This is a genomic window from Catenovulum sp. SX2 (assembly GCF_052056295.1).
Classification (GTDB): domain Bacteria; phylum Pseudomonadota; class Gammaproteobacteria; order Enterobacterales; family Alteromonadaceae; genus Catenovulum.
Genome location: NZ_CP182493.1, coordinates 952276 through 971971 on the forward strand (window position 1 = coordinate 952276; position 19696 = coordinate 971971).

Consider the following 19696-nt stretch of genomic DNA (forward strand, 5'->3'; position numbering starts at 1 on the left):
GATTAATCATGTCTAAATTTAAAGCAATAATTGCTGCAATCGGCTTGATACTTGCTCCTTTTGCAGTTTTGGCAGAAGTTGTTGTAGTTGTACACCCTTCGGCATCTTTCGACTCTATGTCGGCAGACGACGTGTCGAGGCTTTTCCTTGGCAAATCGAAAAAATTTCCTGATGGCTCTGCAGCTGTACCGTTAAACCAAGATGAAGGTTCAGCGGCACGTGATACCTTTAACGAACAAGTGTGTAAGAAAAATGCTTCTCAATATAAAGCCTATTGGTCGAAACTCGTATTTACGGGCAAAGGTACACCACCAAAAGATGCTGGGGATGATAACGCGGTAAAATCATTAGTTGCTTCGAACCCCAATATGGTGGGTTACATTGAAGCGAGTTTAGTAGACGCAAGCGTAAAAGTGGTGTTTAAACTCAATTAACCCCCGTATTTCACGCGTGGTATTGAGCACTCCACGCGTGAAATTTTCAGCTATACTTAACACCAGCAACAAATATGAACGGTTATTTCCATGAAAGCAGTCTTGTTGATTTGCTTTGCATTTTCTGTTTTATGTAGCAAGGAAGCCGTGAGTAATGATACAGAAACCAAAGCACGTATATTATTAATCAACTCATACCATCCTCAGTACGATTGGACAGCACAACTTACCCAAGGGGTAAAAAATACCCTAAGCGCTTTTTTACCTGATGAAAATTTCCATGTTGAATATATGGACGCGCGTAGATTCGTATCAGACCCAGTGCACCTGCAACATTTAACCCAACTACTGCTACATAAGTATCGCAGTTTTAAACCAGATGTGGTGATTACAGCCGACGATGCGGCTTTTTATTTTCTGCTAAACCATCCCGAATTATTTGCCGACACCCCAGTGGTTTTTGGCGGCGTTAATGTATTTAAATCAGAACTTTTGCAAGACAGGGACAACTTTACCGGCATACTCGAAGGCATGGAGATATCAGGCAATATTAAGCTCATTGAAAAAATTCAACCCGAAGTTCAGCAAGTCATTTTATTGGCTGATAAAACTGAACTCGGCTCACGCATGACAGCTCAAGCAAGACTAGAGTTGGCAAAACTAACAACTCGGCTATCGGTCAAAATTTGGGATGATTTTTCGTTAGCAGAGTTGCAACAAAGTGTGCGCACAGCTACACCTGACACAGCCTATCTAATATTGGGTATGCACAAAGACCGCAATGGTCAGTATTTTTCTTTTTCAGAGCACCTGCTCCCACTGACTAATATGAGTACAGTCCCTATTTATGGCATGTGGGGCGCGATTTTAATTAACCAAGGTGTCATGGGTGGACTGATGAATAATCCGCTACAACATGGTGCGAGTTTAGCGCAAATAGCTAAAGATATAATCCGAGGAAAGCAGGTATCTGACATCCCAATTCGCGATAAATCAGATTTTGTCGCAACTTTTAATTATAGACAACTGCAACGCTTCGATATCAACTTAGATTTGCTGCCAAAAGGTAGTCGCATTGAAGGACGTTCCGAAAGTTTTTATCAAAAATATACTGAAATTGTCCACGCCAGTTTAGCTGTTTTTACCATTTTGCTGGCAGCCATCGCGCTATTGGCATTAAATATTCAACGGCGTATGCATGCGGAAAAACAATTATTACAATTAAATAAAGTGTTGGATGACAAAGTTCGTAGCCGTACAGAAAAACTACAAGACGCGAATGTACAGTTAAATAGCATGATGGATGAACTAAAACAACTCGCCCATACAGATCCCCTCACCTCATTGTACAACCGCCGTGCAGGCATGAAGAAGCTGAATAAATTAGTCACCCGTTGTATAAGTGCAGACAAAGAGCTCAGCTTGGTATTGTTAGATATAGATTACTTCAAAAGAATTAATGACAATTATGGCCATGACGAAGGCGATAGAATACTCATTGCGCTGGCTAAAACACTTGATGAAGGTATTCGCCCAACTGACTTCCTCTACCGCTGGGGCGGTGAAGAATTTTTGTTGCTATTTCCCAACACTAGTAGTTTAGACACAACAAGTTTATGCAAACGCCTACAAAGTATGACAAGCAATATATTAGTCGCAAACGAGTACAGTGTGACTTTTAGCGCGGGCATAGCGCAACTTACAAAAGATGAGTCATCAGCTGATTTATTAAAACGAGCAGATGAAGCTTTATATCAAGCAAAAGGCAACGGCAGAAACAGAGTTGAGGTGAGTTTAAACTTGCAGATAAACTCTACTGGTTAGCAGAGTTTATCTGACGATAAAATTACAGGATAAAGCGAGATAAGTCTTCGTCTTCAATTACATCATTGAGGTATTTGTTGACGTAAGCCGCATCAACTGTAAGTTGCTCCCCGTCTTTTTCACTGGCATCAAATGAAATTTCTTCCATCAGCTTTTCCATCACTGTGTGTAAACGACGTGCGCCAATATTCTCAGTACGCTCATTCACCTGCCAAGCAGCCTCAGCAATACGTTTAATCCCATCTTCAGTAAAATCAACCTTTACACCTTCAGTGGCTAATAATGCACTGTATTGCTCGGTAAGTGACGCATTGGTATCAGTTAAAATAGAGACAAAATCTTCAGTGGTTAGGGCTGACAACTCCACACGAATTGGCAAACGACCTTGCAATTCTGGGATTAAGTCAGACGGTTTCGCCATTTGGAATGCACCCGATGCGATAAACAAGATGTGATCAGTTTTCACCATACCGTGTTTAGTGGTCACTGTTGAACCTTCAACTAGTGGTAATAAATCACGTTGCACACCTTCACGTGATACATCTGGGCCACTGCTCTCACCACGTTTACAAATCTTGTCGATTTCGTCGATAAATACAATGCCATTCTGTTCAACAGCATTGATAGCTTCTTCTTTTAAGTCTTCTTGATTGACCATGCGCGCAGCTTCTTCTTCAATCAATAATTTAAAAGCTTCTTTCACTTTTAGTTTGCGCGATTTAGTGGTTGAGCCAGATAAATTCTGAAACATGCTTTGCAGCTGGTTGGTCATGTCTTCCATACCTGGAGGTGCCATAATTTCTACACCGACCTGCGGCGCTGCAATATCAATTTCGATTTCTTTGTCGTCGAGCTGTTTTTCACGGAGTTTTTTGCGGAAAATTTGACGGGTTGAGCTATCCGCTGCTGGCTCTGAATCGTCACCAAATGGCGTTTTCGCGCGTGGCAATAATGCATCTAAAATGCGCTCTTCTGCCGCTTCTTCCGCCCTGTGTTTAACTTTTTGCGTTGCTTGCTCGCGAGTCATTTTTACCGAAATATCAACCAAATCACGAATGATGGTTTCTACTTCTTTGCCGACATAACCCACTTCAGTAAATTTAGTCGCCTCTACTTTAATAAAAGGCGCATTCGCAAGTTTTGCTAAGCGGCGTGCTATTTCAGTTTTACCAACACCTGTTGGGCCTATCATTAATATATTTTTTGGTGTTACTTCTTGGCGTAATTCTTCATCCAATTGCATACGACGCCAGCGATTTCTTAGCGCTATCGCGACCGCTTTTTTTGCATTTTTTTGGCCGATAATATGGCGATTTAATTCGTGAACAATTTCTCTAGGGGTCATTTGTGACATATCACGCTCCTACTTGTTTGCGTCTAATTCTTCAATGGTTTGGCTATGGTTGGTGTACACACAAATGTCCCCGGCCAATTTCAAACTTTTTTCAACAATTTCTTTAGCTGATAAATCGGTATTTTCTAACAATGCAGTTGCAGCTGCTTGCGCATAAGGGCCACCTGAGCCTATGGCAATTAAGTCATGCTCTGGCTGAATGACATCACCGTTACCAGTAATAATTAACGAAGCTTCTTCGTCTGCTACTGCCAACAAAGCTTCTAAACGGCGTAATGCTCGGTCGGTGCGCCAGTCTTTTGCGAGCTCAACGGCAGCACGGGTTAAATGCCCTTGGTGAATTTCTAATTTGCTTTCAAAACGCTCGAATAAGGTAAAAGCATCCGCCGTACCACCGGCAAAACCTGCCAGGACTTTGTTGTGATACAAACGGCGAACTTTACGTGCATTACCTTTCATTACTGTGTTACCCAGTGATACTTGGCCATCACCGCCTATTACCACTTTGCCACCACGGCGCACAGATACAATAGTAGTCATATTCTTTCCTCGTTATGCGAGATAACTCAAATGTGAGTCAAAAAATCCAAACTAATTGAGACAACAATAGACCCACAGCTGTGTTGCTGTAGGTCAAATATTAAGTGCTAGTTTGGTGAGTTAATGTCTTTGCTTAGTAGATGGGGGGGATTTTTACCAAATCAAGACCAATACCAAATTTGGCAACTATTGATTTTGATATCTTGCAACCTATGTCGGTCTGCTTCGGCATCACGTTTAGAGTCATAAGGGCCAAGGACAACTTTATACCAAATACCACTTTGCCCTTCACTTTGCTGAATTATTGATTCTAAACCAGCAAATGCTATCTTTGCTTTCATCGCATTAGCTTGTTGTTCACTTCTAAACGAAGCACATTGCATTTTATAAGGGCGTTTAGGGCCGTCTTCGCGCTCCGGCACATCTACCTCTACCTCTTTGTTTTCCAGCTCTTTTACATATTCCCATTTTTCTTCAGGAACTTTAGGTAAAGGTTTCTGTTTATTCTGAGGTTTTTCTACTGCGGGTTGATTAACAGCTTCGCTTGGCGCTCGGTCTTTAATTGACCATAAAAAATAGGCAAATCCACCAATAATAGCCACAACCAAGACTAAGAATATTAGCGCTTTAGGCTTTTTAGAAGGAGGCGGCGGTGGTGGCGCAGCTTGTGCTCCACGTTTTGCTCTACTTGCTGGTTTACCTTTTTTTACGTAGTCGCGTGCCATAATGCTTGATTGGTTATTGCTGATAAATTTTGCATACGAGTATAAAGGCCATTTAATTCAGTTAAAACCGTTATAAGTGCAACTAATTGAAAAAATTATTTGGTTGGTTAAATTAACTACTATTTGCGCTAGATGTAAGTTGCTACCAAGCGCAGCTGAAGCATAATTTTCTAAAAGCGCTGTAAATCCGTCCTTGGAAGCACCCAAACGTCGTCCAAGACGTTTGAAGTTTTAGAAAATCAGCATTCAGCTAAGCTTTCATTGAACATTTTTATTGCTTGTCGAATAAATCACAGCGATAAAGATTTGGGAAAGTGCTAGAGCAATAACTTAGAGCAAAATCTCTTTTTCATGGATGAAAAAGCGAAGCTTACATGGAAGTACTTGCAGCGTTTTTGCGATAGTTATGGTCTGGCGATTTCCCTATACTGCACAGAATTTGCAGCGACATGCGCCATTCCCTTTGATCTTCTCTGCCACAAATCATGAAGCGCTATAGCTCCTGTGGAAACAAGCCCAGCTAAAGCATGATTTTCTAAAATCGCTGTAAATCCATCCTTGGAAGCTCCCAAACGTCGTCCCGGACGTTTGAAGTTTTAGAAAATCAGCATTCAGCTAAGCTTTCGTTGAACATTTTTATTGCGTAGATGGGACAGCGATACTGAAGTATGGAATGATGGTAGCGGGTGTTTTTCGCAAAACTTCCAATCGGTAGGGATACCGTTTGAGAGCGTGCCATGGATGGCCTTGCAGCGATTTTGCGAAAAATATCGCTACCAGCATGACCTTCCCTGCCCCGAACAACAAAGCGAACATGAAGTATTCACTGCGGTTTTCGATAGTCGTACTCTGGCGATTTCCCTATATTGCACAGGCGTTGCAGCGACAAAATATCAAAAGGATTAGCCGTTCAAATCAAGTGGATCAACATCAAATAACCAACGTACTTTTTGGGCAAAATCATTTTGCTCTAGCGAAGCGGTTAATTGATTCATTGCCGCATTTAACATACTGCGCTGTTTCGCACTAAAAATAATGATTTGCCGATATTTACCCGCACGTTTTTCTTGCGGCGCTGGCATATTGGCAAATACCTCCACGCCTTGATAATGGCGACAAATTTGCTCAGAAAACAAGCTATCGATTTGCTGTGAAACTTGTTCTACCAACTGCTGATTTTGTGCCTCCATTCGTAAAATACACCAATATTGATAAGGTGGAAGTTGGCTATCTGCTCGCTCTTTTAGTAATAGTTGCGCAAGTTCGGTATAACCTTTTTCGATTAAGGTATTTAAGTAATTGTGATTTGGGAAATGAGTTTGCACCACTACTTGGCCAGTTTTTTCAGCACGGCCGGCACGCCCCGCCACCTGCACTAATAACTGCGCCATTTTTTCAGCGGCTCTAAAATCCGTGCTATACAAAGCATTATCTAAATTGACAATAACAGTTAAAGTTAGCTGAGGAAAATGATGTCCTTTCGCCAGCATCTGAGTGCCAATTAACAACTTGTGTTCACCCGCTTGAATAGCATTTAACTTAGCTTCTAGTTCACCTTTGCGTCTAACACTGTCGCGGTCAATCCTAACTGGATTTGCATCCGGAAAACGCTGCTGTAGCCATTCTTCTAATTGCTCAGTCCCTATGCCCCAATCAACAATTTGGCTAGAACCACATTCAGCACATTGGGCAGGCGGTTTGGCATAATATCCACAGTGATGACAGTTCACTTGTTGAATGTTTCTATGATAAGTCAGGTGTTTATCACAACGTTCGCATTCAGCTACCCAACCACATTCATGGCAAATAAGCGCAGGCGAATAACCACGGCGATTTAAAAACACCAAGACCTGCTGACCTGCAGCTAAATGTTTTTCCATCAACTGCACCACAGTATACGCAAGGCCAGACTGCAAAGGTTGATGTTTGATATCGATTAACTGTGGTTTAGGTGGCAATTTCGCCGTTGCACGCTTATGTAGGTGTAACCAATTAAATTTGCCAGCGTGTGCATTAGCTAATGATTCTAACGATGGCGTTGCACTACCCAAAACAATTGGACAGTTTTGATCAGCTGCGCGTTTAATCGCGACATCTCTCGCGTTATAACGTAAGCCATCTTGCTGTTTGTATGATGCGTCATGCTCTTCATCTAATACAATCAAACCTAATTCAGCTGCAGGCACCATAACAGCAGAGCGTGTTCCGATAATAATTCGACTTATGCCTAACCAAGCTTTCAACCAAGCATTGTGCCTTTCACTATCATTAAGCTCCGAATGCAGTACTGACATTTGACAATGAAAACGCTGTTGAAATCTTTGCAAGGTTTGTGGGGTTAAACCAATTTCCGGTACCAAAATCAGCACTTGTTTATTTTGTGCTAAAACATCGGCCATTAAGCGCATATACACTTCGGTTTTACCGCTACCTGTTACCCCTTGCAATAAATGGACAGCAAAATTATTTTTGCTTTGAATATTAGTTATGACCTGCTGCTGTTCATCTGTTAAGTCATGCTCACTAGGCTGAATTTCAACTTGTTTATTGGTCAATAAATCAGTGTTTTCTTCAATCAGCTGTTTGTCGGCAAGTTGTTTGATTTGCGCGCTGGAAAAACCATCTTCTTTTAATAAACTTTGTGCTGTTGGCCCGAGTTTGTTGAGTAGATGAAACAAAGCCTGTTGTTTATAAGCTCGGCCTTCTGGTGCTTTTGCACCTGCAACCACCTGCCAAATTGGTTCTTCAAGTAATTCGGTTGGCGCACCATTTTTTAGTTTTTTGGGTAATAAGTTAACGTACACCTCGCCAGGTGGACACAAATAATACTGCTGTAACCAAGCGAGCGTTTTCAACATCTGTTGGTTATATATAGGTCGTGTGTCTAATACCTGAATGACGGGTTTAATTTTGTTGGCTGGATAGTCAGATTCAAGCTTAGTATTAACCACTAGGCCGACTAGTTTTTGCCGACCAAAAGGCACCTCCACACGCACACCAATTTGACAGCTTTGCCCATCAGGCAAACGATAATCAAATAACCTACGTAATGGTAAAGCTAATGCGACCTGTACAAACAAAAAACCAAGCTCCGAAAAACTGTTAAATTAACTGCACTTTATACAGCAATGCGGTGCGAGTTTGAATGTAAATTTTACTGGTTTTTATCCGTCTATTGGTATAAAATCCGCCGCCATTATATGACGAAGGCTTTGTCGCCTTTATTTTAATTAATCGCGTATGGTGCTTTGCAAGTTAACTTGGTTAATTTGGCACAGTGGCTATACGGGCCAATATGAGGTTATCCAAATGAAAGCTGGTATCCATCCTGATTACCAAGAAATTACTGCAACTTGTTCTTGTGGTAACACTATCAAAACTCGTTCAACTGTAGGTAAAGACTTATACTTGGACGTATGTTCAGAATGTCACCCATTCTACACTGGTAAACAACGTATCGTTGATACTGGTGGTCGTGTTGACCGCTTCAAGAAACGTTTTGGTGCACTTAGCTCTAAAAAATAAGCTGCATAAAATAGTTTTAATCGATTTATCGATGCAAAAACCTCGCACTTGCGAGGTTTTTTGTTTTTAAGGCCTGCGATATTTAACTTGGTAATCGATAAATGAGCTAATTTTAATGCTGTTAAAGGTTAAAATTTACATTGCCCTATAAAATAAATGCTCATGTATATTGGCTATATATATAGAACAAAATGTTCAATAACAATAACTACTAACGCTTTGCTTTATCTGGTTAAATTAGTTTAAACATACATAACCGTATAACGGGTTATGAAACTCACCAAAAATAGAATCAAACACTATACTTCACAGTTGAAGTAACTTTAATAACCAATATACCGTCTAATCTGCCAGTGTTAAATGTGTGGTAACTCATAGTGATAGATATTATTAAAAAAGCTTTGCCGGAAAATTCAGCAGATAACCAAGATCCAACTAAATTTGGCACCTTTGGTGGCGTATTTACCCCATGTGTACTCACCATACTCGGGGTTATTATGTTCTTGCGTTTCGGTGAAGTGGTTGGTCAATCAGGCATTTGGTACGCTATTGTTATTATTTTAGCGGCTAAGTCGATTACCTTATTAACAGCTTTCTCATTGTCAGCTATCGCGACCAATGTGCGTATGAAAGGTGGTGGTGCTTATTTTTTAATTAGCCGTAGTTTGGGCGCTGAGTTTGGCGCAGTGATTGCTGTGGTGTTTTTTTTGGCACAAGCAGTGTCTGTCGCTATGTATATTATTGGTTTTACTGAAGCCTTCAAAGACACCTTTCCGGATACCGGCTTATCAACTTTTCAAATTGCCAGCATAGTCAACATTATTACCTTTGTCTGTGTTTATATAGGTGCGGGTTGGACAATCAAAGTGCAATACGGCATTTTCGTTTTGCTGTTATTGGCGATTGGCTCATTTTTTATTGGTGCACTTGGCGACATTTCATTGGACAATTTCGCCACCAACATAGAGCCGAGTTTCCGTGATAATGACAACTTGTTCACCATGTTTGCGCTCTTCTTCCCAGCAGTAACTGGCATTATGGCTGGTGCTAACATGTCGGGTGATTTAAAAAATCCAAGTAAATCTATTCCTTCAGGTACACTTTGGGCGATATTTTTTACTGCTATCATTTACATCCTTATGGGCTTTTTATTAGCCGGTAGCCGTAGCCAAGATCAACTACTTGGCAATGCCATGATAGTTAAAGAGATATCCGTTTCTGGCGCTTTAATTGTTGGTGGTGTATTTGCTGCAACCCTCTCATCAGCTCTAGCAAGCATGATGGGCGCACCGCGTATTTTACAAGCATTTGCCCGTGACAACATAGTGCCGTCATTTCGATTTTTTGCAGTTGGTTCAGGCAAAACTGACGAACCCAAACGCGCGACTATCTTAACCTTTGCCGTTGCTCAGCTGGGTATTTTATTGGGTGATTTAAATGCGATTGCTCCCATTATCAGTATGTTTTTTATGATCACCTACGGCACCTTAAACCTGGCGTGTTTCTATGAAGGTTGGGTAGGTAATCCATCTTACCGGCCAAGATTTAGATTTGCTCACTGGTCTGTGTCGCTTTTAGGTGCTGTCAGTTGTGTTGTGGTTATGTTTTTGATGAACCCACTGTGGGCGGTCGTTTCAATTATTATTATGGTGGTATTGTATTGGCTGATTAGTTCACAAGAAGTACTTAGCCGTTGGGGCGATTTAAAAAGTGGCCGAGCTTATGAAGCAGCGCGTAAAGCTTTGTTAGCTTTAGAGCAACAAAGTTATCACCCGAAAAACTGGCGGCCATCTATTTTAGTATTGAGTGGTTCACCAACCAGCCGCCCTCACCTTGCCGAATATGGTCAATGGTTAGCCTCAGGTCAGGGAATTGTTTCTATCGCACAAATTATTCCTGCTGCCGGTAATCATACAATTGAACGCCGCCAAGAAGCTGAAAACCGCATTCGTAAATTTATTCGAGAAGAAGGTTTGCAAGCATTCCCAGTAGTGGTCTCGGACGATGGTATCAGCTCAGGTTTAAAAACCATTTTACAAGCACATGGTTTAGGCGCATTTAAACCAAATACTGTGATGATGGGCACTACCACTAATAAAGAGCGTTGGGGTGAATATTGTGAATCTATCCGTATTGCCGCACGTAAACAACGCAGTATTTTATTGTGTGATTGTGTAGAAGAACGTCAATCTTGGGAGCCACCACAAGGCAGAATAGATATCTTATGGAAAGGTGAAAAACACGGTGCGTTAATGCTGTTATTGGGCCACTTACTTAAACGCAACCCTGAGTGGCGAACCCGACAGTTACGTATATTGGCCACCTTGCCGACAGGCCGGCCAGCGGACAAATACCAAAAAGGCATTGAAGATTTGCTCAACATTGCACGCATAGATGCAAGTGTACATGTGTTTTCTGGTGATAACGACGATGTTATTTTAGCTAAACGCACAGGCAATACAGCTGTGTTATTTATGCCATTTGAGCCACCAACAAATGATGAAGAAGAAGCTGCATTTTATGAGAAAGTAACTATGGCAACTCGAATGACTGCCGATGTGATTTTAGTTTATAGTGCGGGTGGTGTTTGTTTCGAAGCGTAAAAAGCATTATTCAATCTAGGCACTTAGCTTGAGCCCCAAGCTAAGTGTACTGCTGAAACTCTGAAGATTTTTATACTTCAATATAAGCTGAAGTTAATGTTTGGAGATAGTTTTTTATAATCGCTCTAGAACTACAGTCGCAACTGCATAATTTTTTTCATCTGAGATAGAAAGATGGCAGCTAACTTGACCGGCAATTTCCAGCGCTTTGCCAGTTAAACTGAGTAGTGGTGCACCTAAGTCATTATTGGTGATCAGGAAATCTTGAAAACTGACACCTTGGGCGATGCCTGTACCTAAGGCTTTAGCCGCTGCTTCTTTAGCTGCCCAGCGTTTGGCTAAAAATCTATAGGCTTGTTTGTGGGTGGTAAACAAAACGAATTCGTCTTTGGTTAAAACACGCCTTGCAATAGCATTAACATTAGCCGTATCAAAACGGCTAATTTCAACTATGTCTGTGCCTAAACCAACTATCACAATACTTACCTAGAGCCTTGCTTCAACCATAAGTTGACGCATATCGCGAATGGCTTTTTCTAAACCATCAATCGCAGCACGGGCAATAATTGCATGGCCTATGTTCAACTCAATCATTTGTGGAATTTCAGCAATAGGTTTAACGTTATGATAATTTAAACCATGGCCTGCATTTACTTTTAAGCCGATAGAATCAGCAAAAGCAGCCGCTTCTTTAATTCGCGCAAGTTCTGCATCACGCTCAGCTTCGGTTTCAGCATCCGCATAACCACCAGTATGAATTTCAATATAAGGCGCACCTGTGCGTTTAGCTGCTTCTATCTGCATTTTATCCGCATCAATAAACAAGGAAACTTGTGTGCCATTGGCCGCTATTCGCTCAACCGCAGCGGCGATTTTCTTTTCTTGGCCAGCAACGTCTAAACCACCTTCTGTGGTTAACTCTTCGCGCTTTTCTGGCACCAAACAACAAAATGCAGGATTAATTTGTTGGGCAATACCTATCATCTCTTCAGTAACCGCCATTTCAAGATTTAAACGTGTTTGCACGGTGCGCGCGAGTATTTCAACGTCTCTGTCTTGAATGTGGCGGCGATCTTCACGTAAATGCACGGTAATGCCATGTGCACCAGCGTGCTCGGCAACTGCTGCTGCGTGTACAGGATCAGGAAAATCGGTGCCACGTGCTTGGCGAATAGTGGCGATATGATCGATATTTACACCTAATAAAACTTCTTTCATTTTGTTCTCTTTATCCGTTTTAAATATGAGCGAGCAATCTATTTTTTTGGCTGAATAAACAGCGCCCGGCTCTTTAATTTTTTATGCCCTAATAATTGATCAAGCCAATAACGCATTAACTGTTTAGTTTGAGCTAAATCGTCTTTATTGGAAAAGTCACGCTGGGCAATTTTATGAATCAGTTGACCACTACAAACAATCGGCGTTTGTAATACAGGTTTAGACACCCAGCCAGTATCGGCGACAAAATAATAAGATTGATTGGCGTCAATTTTAGTTTGTTCATCCGCAGTATGCAAAAAGTCTGGCATTAAACCCAACTCGTCAATTAGTGACAGTTCAAAGTTTCTTAATAGCACAGCTAATGAAATGGCTGCTTGTGCTTCTGCTTGTTGTTGAATATCCACTAAGTTTGCTATCGTCAGTTGGTATAATTCAAACAAACTATGTTCAAACTCAACTCTTGGTAATAAGTGACTTAGCAGCTCATTAACATACATACCACTATATAAAAAGTGGCCATGTAAATTATCAAAACTCTTATCCAGCTCATAACTGTTGACGAAAAACAGTTCGTTTTGTCCTTGTTTTAAACTCACTAAATATAAGTTAAATAAACTGAGCGACGCGCCTTTTTTGCTTTTACGAAAAAAAACACTAACACGGCCACTCTGTTCACAAAGAAAATCGCCAATAAAGGAGTTTTCACGATACGGCTTACAATGCAGCAGCATTGCCCGCTGCAAGTTAGCTGAAGTCATCTCCATAACCTAAGCTACGTAATGCCCTTTCGTCGTCAGCCCAACCTGATTTAACTTTAACAAACAGCTCTAAATAGACCTTACAACCAAGCATTTTTTCAGCATCTAAACGTGCGTCACGGCCTATGGTCTTAATTTTTTCACCACCTTTACCGATAACAATACGTTTTTGCGCGTCACGGCTAACCAAAATTGCAGCATGAACTTTTAAAACACCATTTGCTTGGGTTTGCCAACGCTCTATCTCAACCGCTGTATCGTAAGGTAGTTCATCACCTGTATTACGCATTACTTTTTCGCGAATCAACTCGCTGATCATAAAACGTGAAGATCTGTCGGTGAAATAATCTTCCGGGAAATAATGTTCACACGGCTGCAAACTTTTTTCGACCAGTTTTTCAACTGTGTCTATGTGTTCACCTTTAGTCGCGGATACTGGAATAATATCTTTAAAATCGTGTTTCGCGGCTAAAAACTGCAAATGGGGCAATAAACTGGCTTTGTCTTTAACGTTATCAACTTTGTTAATCAACAATACACAAGGTGCACCTGACTGCTTGATGCGCTTTAACACCATTTCGTCATCGTCTAACCAATGTGTACCTTCAACCATAAACAATACCAAAGCAACATCCCCTAACGAACTGTGCGCAGCACGATTCATTAAACGGTTAATTGCACGTTTTTCGTCTGAATGTAACCCTGGGGTATCTATATATACAGTTTGATACTTTCCTTGGGTGTGAATACCCAATACACGGTGACGAGTAGTTTGTGGTTTTTTAGAAGTAATACTAACTTTTTGCCCAACAATTCGGTTAATTAAGGTTGATTTACCTACGTTGGGGCGACCTACTATGGCAACAAAACCACAATAAGTATCTAAATTATCTAATGTCATAAGTACCAATTAGCTTATGTGAGTTGATTTAACATAGCACGAGCAGCTTCTTGCTCGGCTTTACGGCGGCTAGAACCTTTGCCATGAGTTTGCTGTGATTCACCAACCACACATTTAACGGTAAAAGTTTGTTTATGATCTTTACCCGTTATCGATTCCACTTGATATTCTGGTAGCTCTAACTTGCGCCCTTGCAACCACTCCTGCAATTGAGTTTTTGCATCTTTTTGTGCTTGGCCTGGCTTGAGTTTCGCTAAACGTGATTCATACCAAGTTAATATCAAGCTTTTGATTGTTGCCATATCTGAATCTAAATAAATAGCACCGATAATGGCTTCTACCGCATCTTCTAAAATTGAGTTGCGTCTAGCCCACCACTTTTAAGCTCACCTGGGCCAAGGACTAAATATTCGCTGATATCAAAATTACGTGCTAATTCAACTAAGGTTTCGCCGCGCACTAGGGTTGAACGCATGCGGCTTAAGTCGCCTTCTTTGCATTTGGGAAACTGCTGATATAAACGCTCAGCAATCACAAAACTTAACACCGAATCGCCTAAAAACTCTAAGCGTTCGTTGTGTTCGCCTTTCGCGCTTCTGTGGGTTAAAGCTTGAGCGAGCAAATCTATGTTATTAAATTGGTAACCTAAAGTTTTCGACAAAATGTGTAGATTATTCATTTACACTCTCTTGGCTCAATGCGGTTGCTTCAATTGCAGCACTATCACTTGCACCTGGAATTTTACCAATGCGGCTAAAACGAACATTGGTTGGGATCCACGAAGGCAAGGCACTGTCTTCATCACGGCCAAATTCAAAACTTGTCCAAATAAATACAGCTTTACCGACTAAATTAGCTTTAGGCACAAAACCCCAATAGCGGCTGTCTTCTGAATTGTCCCTATTATCACCTAAGACAAAATAGCTATCTTCAGGGACTATCCATTCATCACGACGCGCAGTTGCACTTTGGCGATAATATTGCGCTGTCATATCCGGTAAACGATAACTTAACAGTACGTCGTGTTTAACACCGGCTAAGTCTTCAACATATCTGTCTAACTTATATGGGCCTTGTTGAAACTCTGCTCGCTCAACAAGTACTTTTTCCATTTCTGCAAATTTTTGTTCGCATTTTTCCCCCTGCGGACAAGCTTTTTGAATATATAGGTACTTATTGCGATAGATAATGCGATCACCCGGCAAACCGACTACACGTTTGATGTAATCTAAATTTGGATTTTTTGGGAATTTAAATACAGCTATATCACCACGCTCTGGTGGATCAAACTCAACTAACATTTCGTTGGCAATTGGATTACGCAAACCATAGCTGTATTTTTCGACTAAAATAAAATCGCCAACCAATAAAGTTGGCATCATAGAACCTGATGGAATTTGAAAAGGTTCATATAAGAATGAACGCAAAACAAACACAAAAGCAATAACAGGAAACACTGACTCGGCAAACTCTGCGACAGGATGTTGTGGCGCAATACGGCGTTTAACTTCATCTTCTAAATCAAGTTGAGTTGCACCACTTGCTGCAGCCAGCTTTTGTTTGCGTTTTGGCGCCCATAACACTGCGTCTAGCAACCATATAAGTCCAGTTGTTACAGTGAGTATAAACAACAAAATTGAAAAATAACTGGCCATTGTATTTCCTATAATTCCTGATTACTTACCGAGTTTAAGTACAGCTAAAAACGCATCTTGAGGCACTTCTACATTGCCTAATTGTTTCATACGTTTTTTACCTTCCTTCTGCTTTTGTAATAATTTTTTCTTACGTGATACGTCACCACCATAACATTTTGCGATAACGTTTTTACGCAGCTGTTTAACTGTGGTTCGGGCAATAACATGTGCACCAATAGTTGCTTGAATTGCAATGTCAAACATCTGTCTTGGAATAAGTTCTTTAAGCTTCTCAGCCATATCTCGACCACGGTATTGCGCGTTGTCTCTATGGGTAATTAACGCTAGTGCATCAACTCTGTCACCATTAATTAAGATGTCGACTCGAACCATGTCAGATTCTTGGAATTCTTTAAAATTATAATCAAGTGACGCATAACCACGGCTGGTTGATTTTAAGCGGTCGAAGAAGTCTAAAACAACTTCAGACATTGGAATATCATAAACCACACTTACTTGGTTGCCGTGATAAGACATGTTGCGCTGCACACCACGTTTTTCCACACACAAAGTAATTACACTACCTAAGTGCTCTTGTGGCACTAAGATATTACATTCAGCAATTGGCTCGAAAATTTTCTCAATGTTATTGATAGGTGGCAATGATGATGGGTTGTCGACCATAACCACTTCACCATTTTTCTGCTCAATTTTATACACTACGGTTGGGGCCGAGGTGATTAAGTCTAAGTCGTATTCACGCTCAAGTCGCTCTTGGATAATTTCCATGTGGAGCAAACCTAAGAACCCACAACGGAAACCAAAACCTAACGCTGTTGAACTTTCTGGCTCGTAGAAAAGTGACGCATCATTTAGGCTTAATTTACCTAAAGCATCACGTAAATCTTCAAAATCATCACTTGAAATTGGGAAAATACCGGCATAAACCTGAGGTTTAACCTTTTTAAAACCTGGTAAAGCTTCTGTGGCAGGATTACGTGCAGTGGTAATAGTATCACCGACTGGCGCGCCAAGAATTTCTTTGATACCGGCAATTACATAACCTACTTCACCAGCTTTTAATACACCAGTTTTAGTTTGGTGTGGGGTGAAAATTCCCACTTCGTCAACCACATAATCTTGTTTAGTTGACATAACCTTCATTTTTTCGCCCGAGCGCAACTCACCATGTTGAACTCGTACCAGTGATACAACCCCTTGGTAATTATCAAACCAAGAGTCAATAATCAAAGCTTGTAATGGCGCTTCTCTATCACCTTGAGGTGGCGGAATTTGTTTAACAATAACTTCTAAAACATCGTCTATACCCATGCCGGTTTTAGCTGAACAACGTACTGCATCGATTGCGTCAATACCAACTATGTCTTCAATTTCTTCTGCTACACGCTCAGGTTCTGCGGCTGGTAAATCAATTTTGTTTAAAATTGGCACAACCTCTAAATCCATTTCAATCGCTGTGTAACAGTTGGCAAGCGTTTGTGCTTCAACACCTTGTCCCGCATCAACAACCAATAATGCGCCTTCACAGGCCGCTAATGAGCGTGAAACTTCATAGGTGAAGTCAACATGTCCTGGGGTGTCGATAAAGTTTAGCTGGTAAGTTTCACCATCTTTGGCTGTGTAATTCAAGGTTACACTTTGTGCTTTAATGGTAATACCACGTTCACGTTCAAGTTCCATTGAATCTAAAACTTGTGCGGCCATTTCACGGTCAGTTAAACCACCACAAGTTTGAATTAATCGGTCTGATAAGGTTGATTTGCCATGATCTATATGGGCTATGATAGAAAAGTTACGGATGTTACTGAATGTGCTCAATTTTCACTCTCAAAAAAACTAAAATTACCAGCAAACTTATCTTTATTTAACCCTACTTTTATCGTTAGCAAGCGGGTGTATTTGCTGGTATTTTCTTAAATACAGAAAAATTGTCGGTATTATACACCTTATATGGCAGCTATAAAGTTTTGTTTGCATCGCAGTGATATTGAATACCACCAACAGATTGCACAACATGTGGTAAAACTTGGGTTGATTTAATGCGTTTTTGTAAGCCTTTAACTGAACGGAAAGCCAAGGTCATCACCACTAAACTCAACAACAGCACCAATAATTCGTGCCAATTAAATAGTTGAGCGACTAACAGAGTTAACATAAAACTCATTAGTGGCAAGCCATATAATAACCAAGATGCCGCTAATAAGTTTTGCTCAGGTATTGCTACAGTCACCTCTTGCCCTACTTCAACATGCTCAGCGCATTCAACCAGTACTCTGTTGGTTTTTTTCGCCATTATGCTCGCCAACACACCAGTGCCACAGTTTTTGTTGTGTTGGCAAGCCCCACAAGTGGTTTTAACTTGGCTTTGTATCCAAATAAGTTGCGGATTATAACGTTCAGCAACTATAGCTTTTTCGTACATCATAACTTGGTACGGCTCACTTTTAGTTTACTCTTTCCAACTAATAGCATTAACGACACGCTGCGCGGTTTCCGCCGGAACTTTACCAATGACTGTCACTTCTGCTTGTTGAATTTGTTGGGTTAAATAACTATTAGCGCCTGAGTTAAACGCTACTGGTTTAACCGATTCGCCTGATTTCATTTGTCTCAAATAAATTGAAAACCACACAACCCCGTCTGACAACATTACATAATCAACCAGCTCTTTATTGGTGCCATACAAAAAGTGGCGATCAACTTTAACCGGCTCAAAACCAGGAGGAACCCAACCAATTTGCCAATTCATATTTTGCATTGGTGCACTGTTTTTTATCATCACAGCTTCAGGCAGTTCAGCTTTTTCAACCTCAGTTAAAATTTCACTCGGTTCATTAAAAACCTGAATATTTGAAACTTGCAGCTGTTCAAGTGCTTCACCCTCTTCAGAGACAATTGCAGATTTAAGCAATAAACCTGTTTCTTCGTGTAACCACAACCAATAGTTATAACGTAAGTTATCTTTGGCAATAATACGCACAAGCCTTGCAGGTAATCCAGCGACGCGACTTTTCCCAACTAAGTGAAAATCATAACTCAAGCCGATTTGTTCTATATTGGCGCGAATAATTTCCGGCAAAGGGCCATCTGTGATTGTGTCTTTAATGCTGTAAGCTGGCTGCTCTGGTTGTAAGTAGGTAATTACTTGGTTTTTGCGAATCAGCTGCTGGCCTGGCCCATTAAGCGCAGTTAAGACTTCTACCTCATGTTCATTAACCAAACCATGAAACCAACGCCAAGGATCGGCTTTGTTGCCATTAACCACAACAAACGAAATTTCATAATTGAGCGACTGCGAAGACTCTTGCATACGCTGCAACCAATCATACGCTTCGTTGTTATTTGCTTTTAAACCTAAATGGACAAATAGCAGACTAAAAATACTCGCCCTTAAAAAAACAAACCACCAAGCCCTAAGGTGTTGGTGGTTACAAGAGCGCACTTGATTGGTTGCGCTCTGTGTTGGCTGAGTATTCGTCAAATTATTGAGTTGTTTCAGACGAATCACCTTTAACTTGTTGCTGTTGCTCTAATTGGCTGTTTGTTTGCGCTGCAGTTGGCTCATGCTGACGCGTTTTTAACTGCTGTGCATGATCCATTATATAAGCATTTATCCGCTGTCTTTGTTGCATTGCATCGTATGAGCTATTTGCTTGCACACTTTGCACTTGCTGCATGCTCACTGGATCTAACGAACCACCAATTGGAAAAGTTTGTAAAACTGGTTGAGGTACTTCAACCGAGGTATTGGTTTGTTCTATTTGAAAGCCTATCACCATTGCCGCTGCAAATGACGCTGCAATGCCGTATTGTAACGCGGGCTTAAACAGCTGTACAACTTTGCTTGAACTTTGTTTGTCTTGTTTATTTGCATCATTTTGCTGGTTTGCGGTTTGACGCGCATTTGGCGCAAGTACCACAGGCTCTTTTTCAATCGCTTGCATTACACTGTCAGCAAGACTTAAATTGAGCTGACTTGGCAACTCATTGCGCATAGCATCACCAATCATATGGTAACGACCAAAACATTCAGCCAACTTAGGGTCTTGTTTCATTTTATCGATAACTTGCGGGTTATCTTGCTTTCCGTCTACAAAGGCTGATATGTTTTCTTTACTTTTTGAACTCATAGTCACTTCACTTTTCCAACTAG

The 19696-nt window shown here is 40.9% G+C and carries 17 protein-coding genes and 1 pseudogene; 4 read left to right on the forward strand and 14 right to left on the reverse strand.

Translation table 11 applies throughout. The features are described 5' to 3' along the window. The first annotated feature begins 8 nt into the window (after nucleotides 1-8). Both ACMZOO_RS03930 and ACMZOO_RS03935 read left to right on the forward strand, forming a co-directional pair. The gene (locus ACMZOO_RS03930) at nucleotides 9-434 is read left to right on the forward strand and encodes a phosphate ABC transporter substrate-binding protein (protein WP_440905487.1); all 426 of its coding nucleotides are present in this window, start codon (nucleotides 9-11) and stop codon (nucleotides 432-434) included. A gap of 147 nt (nucleotides 435-581) precedes the next feature. Next, nucleotides 582-2258 carry an ABC transporter substrate binding protein gene (locus ACMZOO_RS03935; protein WP_440905488.1) on the forward strand — a complete coding sequence of 559 codons (1677 nt, stop codon included), beginning with the start codon at nucleotides 582-584 and terminating at the stop codon, nucleotides 2256-2258. A gap of 22 nt (nucleotides 2259-2280) precedes the next feature. Here the strand turns inward: ACMZOO_RS03935 and hslU are convergent, their stop codons facing one another. From hslU to priA, 4 genes are all read right to left on the reverse strand, one after another. After that, on the reverse strand, nucleotides 2281-3612 hold the full coding sequence (gene hslU / locus ACMZOO_RS03940; RefSeq protein WP_440905489.1) for an HslU--HslV peptidase ATPase subunit: 1332 nt from the start codon (nucleotides 3610-3612) through the stop codon (nucleotides 2281-2283). Nucleotides 3613-3621: 9 nt separating this feature from the next. Then, nucleotides 3622-4152 (reverse strand): ATP-dependent protease subunit HslV, encoded by a 531-nt coding sequence (gene hslV / locus ACMZOO_RS03945; protein WP_016955386.1) that lies wholly within the window; start codon nucleotides 4150-4152, stop codon nucleotides 3622-3624. 161 nt (nucleotides 4153-4313) lie between these two features. After that, nucleotides 4314-4877 carry an SPOR domain-containing protein gene (locus ACMZOO_RS03950; protein WP_440905490.1) on the reverse strand — a complete coding sequence of 188 codons (564 nt, stop codon included), beginning with the start codon at nucleotides 4875-4877 and terminating at the stop codon, nucleotides 4314-4316. A gap of 902 nt (nucleotides 4878-5779) precedes the next feature. Next, the gene (gene priA, locus ACMZOO_RS03955; RefSeq protein ID WP_440905491.1) at nucleotides 5780-7957 is read right to left on the reverse strand and encodes a primosomal protein N'; all 2178 of its coding nucleotides are present in this window, start codon (nucleotides 7955-7957) and stop codon (nucleotides 5780-5782) included. Nucleotides 7958-8186: 229 nt separating this feature from the next. On the opposite strand from priA, the gene rpmE reads away from it, so the two are divergent. Both rpmE and ACMZOO_RS03965 read left to right on the forward strand, forming a co-directional pair. After that, nucleotides 8187-8402, forward strand: coding sequence for a 50S ribosomal protein L31 (rpmE, locus tag ACMZOO_RS03960; protein WP_026016731.1), 216 nt, complete (start codon nucleotides 8187-8189; stop codon nucleotides 8400-8402). Nucleotides 8403-8779: 377 nt separating this feature from the next. Further along, nucleotides 8780-11005, forward strand: coding sequence for an amino acid permease (locus tag ACMZOO_RS03965; RefSeq protein WP_440905492.1), 2226 nt, complete (start codon nucleotides 8780-8782; stop codon nucleotides 11003-11005). Nucleotides 11006-11119: 114 nt separating this feature from the next. Here ACMZOO_RS03965 and acpS read toward each other — a convergent pair whose 3' ends face one another. From acpS to ACMZOO_RS04015, 10 genes and pseudogenes are all read right to left on the reverse strand, one after another. After that, the gene (gene acpS / locus ACMZOO_RS03970; protein WP_440905493.1) at nucleotides 11120-11482 is read right to left on the reverse strand and encodes a holo-ACP synthase; all 363 of its coding nucleotides are present in this window, start codon (nucleotides 11480-11482) and stop codon (nucleotides 11120-11122) included. A gap of 9 nt (nucleotides 11483-11491) precedes the next feature. Further along, the gene (pdxJ, locus tag ACMZOO_RS03975; protein WP_440905494.1) at nucleotides 11492-12223 is read right to left on the reverse strand and encodes a pyridoxine 5'-phosphate synthase; all 732 of its coding nucleotides are present in this window, start codon (nucleotides 12221-12223) and stop codon (nucleotides 11492-11494) included. Nucleotides 12224-12261: 38 nt separating this feature from the next. Then, nucleotides 12262-12984, reverse strand: coding sequence for a DNA repair protein RecO (recO, locus tag ACMZOO_RS03980; protein WP_440905495.1), 723 nt, complete (start codon nucleotides 12982-12984; stop codon nucleotides 12262-12264). Then, nucleotides 12971-13885 (reverse strand): GTPase Era, encoded by a 915-nt coding sequence (era, locus tag ACMZOO_RS03985; protein ID WP_440905496.1) that lies wholly within the window; start codon nucleotides 13883-13885, stop codon nucleotides 12971-12973. The genes recO and era overlap by 14 nt, the downstream gene beginning before the upstream one ends. Nucleotides 13886-13899: 14 nt before the next feature. Beyond that, nucleotides 13900-14564, reverse strand: a pseudogene (gene rnc / locus ACMZOO_RS03990) (ribonuclease III). Continuing rightward, nucleotides 14557-15540, reverse strand: a complete 984-nt coding sequence (gene lepB, locus ACMZOO_RS03995) for a signal peptidase I (RefSeq protein WP_440905497.1) — start codon at nucleotides 15538-15540, stop codon at nucleotides 14557-14559. The pseudogene rnc and the gene lepB overlap by 8 nt, the downstream one beginning before the upstream one ends. A gap of 21 nt (nucleotides 15541-15561) precedes the next feature. Beyond that, on the reverse strand, nucleotides 15562-17361 hold the full coding sequence (lepA, locus tag ACMZOO_RS04000; protein ID WP_440905498.1) for a translation elongation factor 4: 1800 nt from the start codon (nucleotides 17359-17361) through the stop codon (nucleotides 15562-15564). A gap of 139 nt (nucleotides 17362-17500) precedes the next feature. Continuing rightward, the gene (locus ACMZOO_RS04005) at nucleotides 17501-17968 is read right to left on the reverse strand and encodes a SoxR reducing system RseC family protein (protein WP_440905499.1); all 468 of its coding nucleotides are present in this window, start codon (nucleotides 17966-17968) and stop codon (nucleotides 17501-17503) included. 24 nt (nucleotides 17969-17992) lie between these two features. Beyond that, a complete protein-coding gene (locus tag ACMZOO_RS04010; RefSeq protein WP_440905500.1) occupies nucleotides 17993-19051 on the reverse strand; it encodes a MucB/RseB C-terminal domain-containing protein in 1059 nt (352 codons plus the stop codon). Then, nucleotides 19026-19673, reverse strand: coding sequence for a sigma-E factor negative regulatory protein (locus ACMZOO_RS04015; RefSeq protein WP_440905501.1), 648 nt, complete (start codon nucleotides 19671-19673; stop codon nucleotides 19026-19028). Before ACMZOO_RS04015 ends, ACMZOO_RS04010 begins: the two co-directional genes overlap by 26 nt. Nucleotides 19674-19696 lie beyond the last annotated feature (23 nt).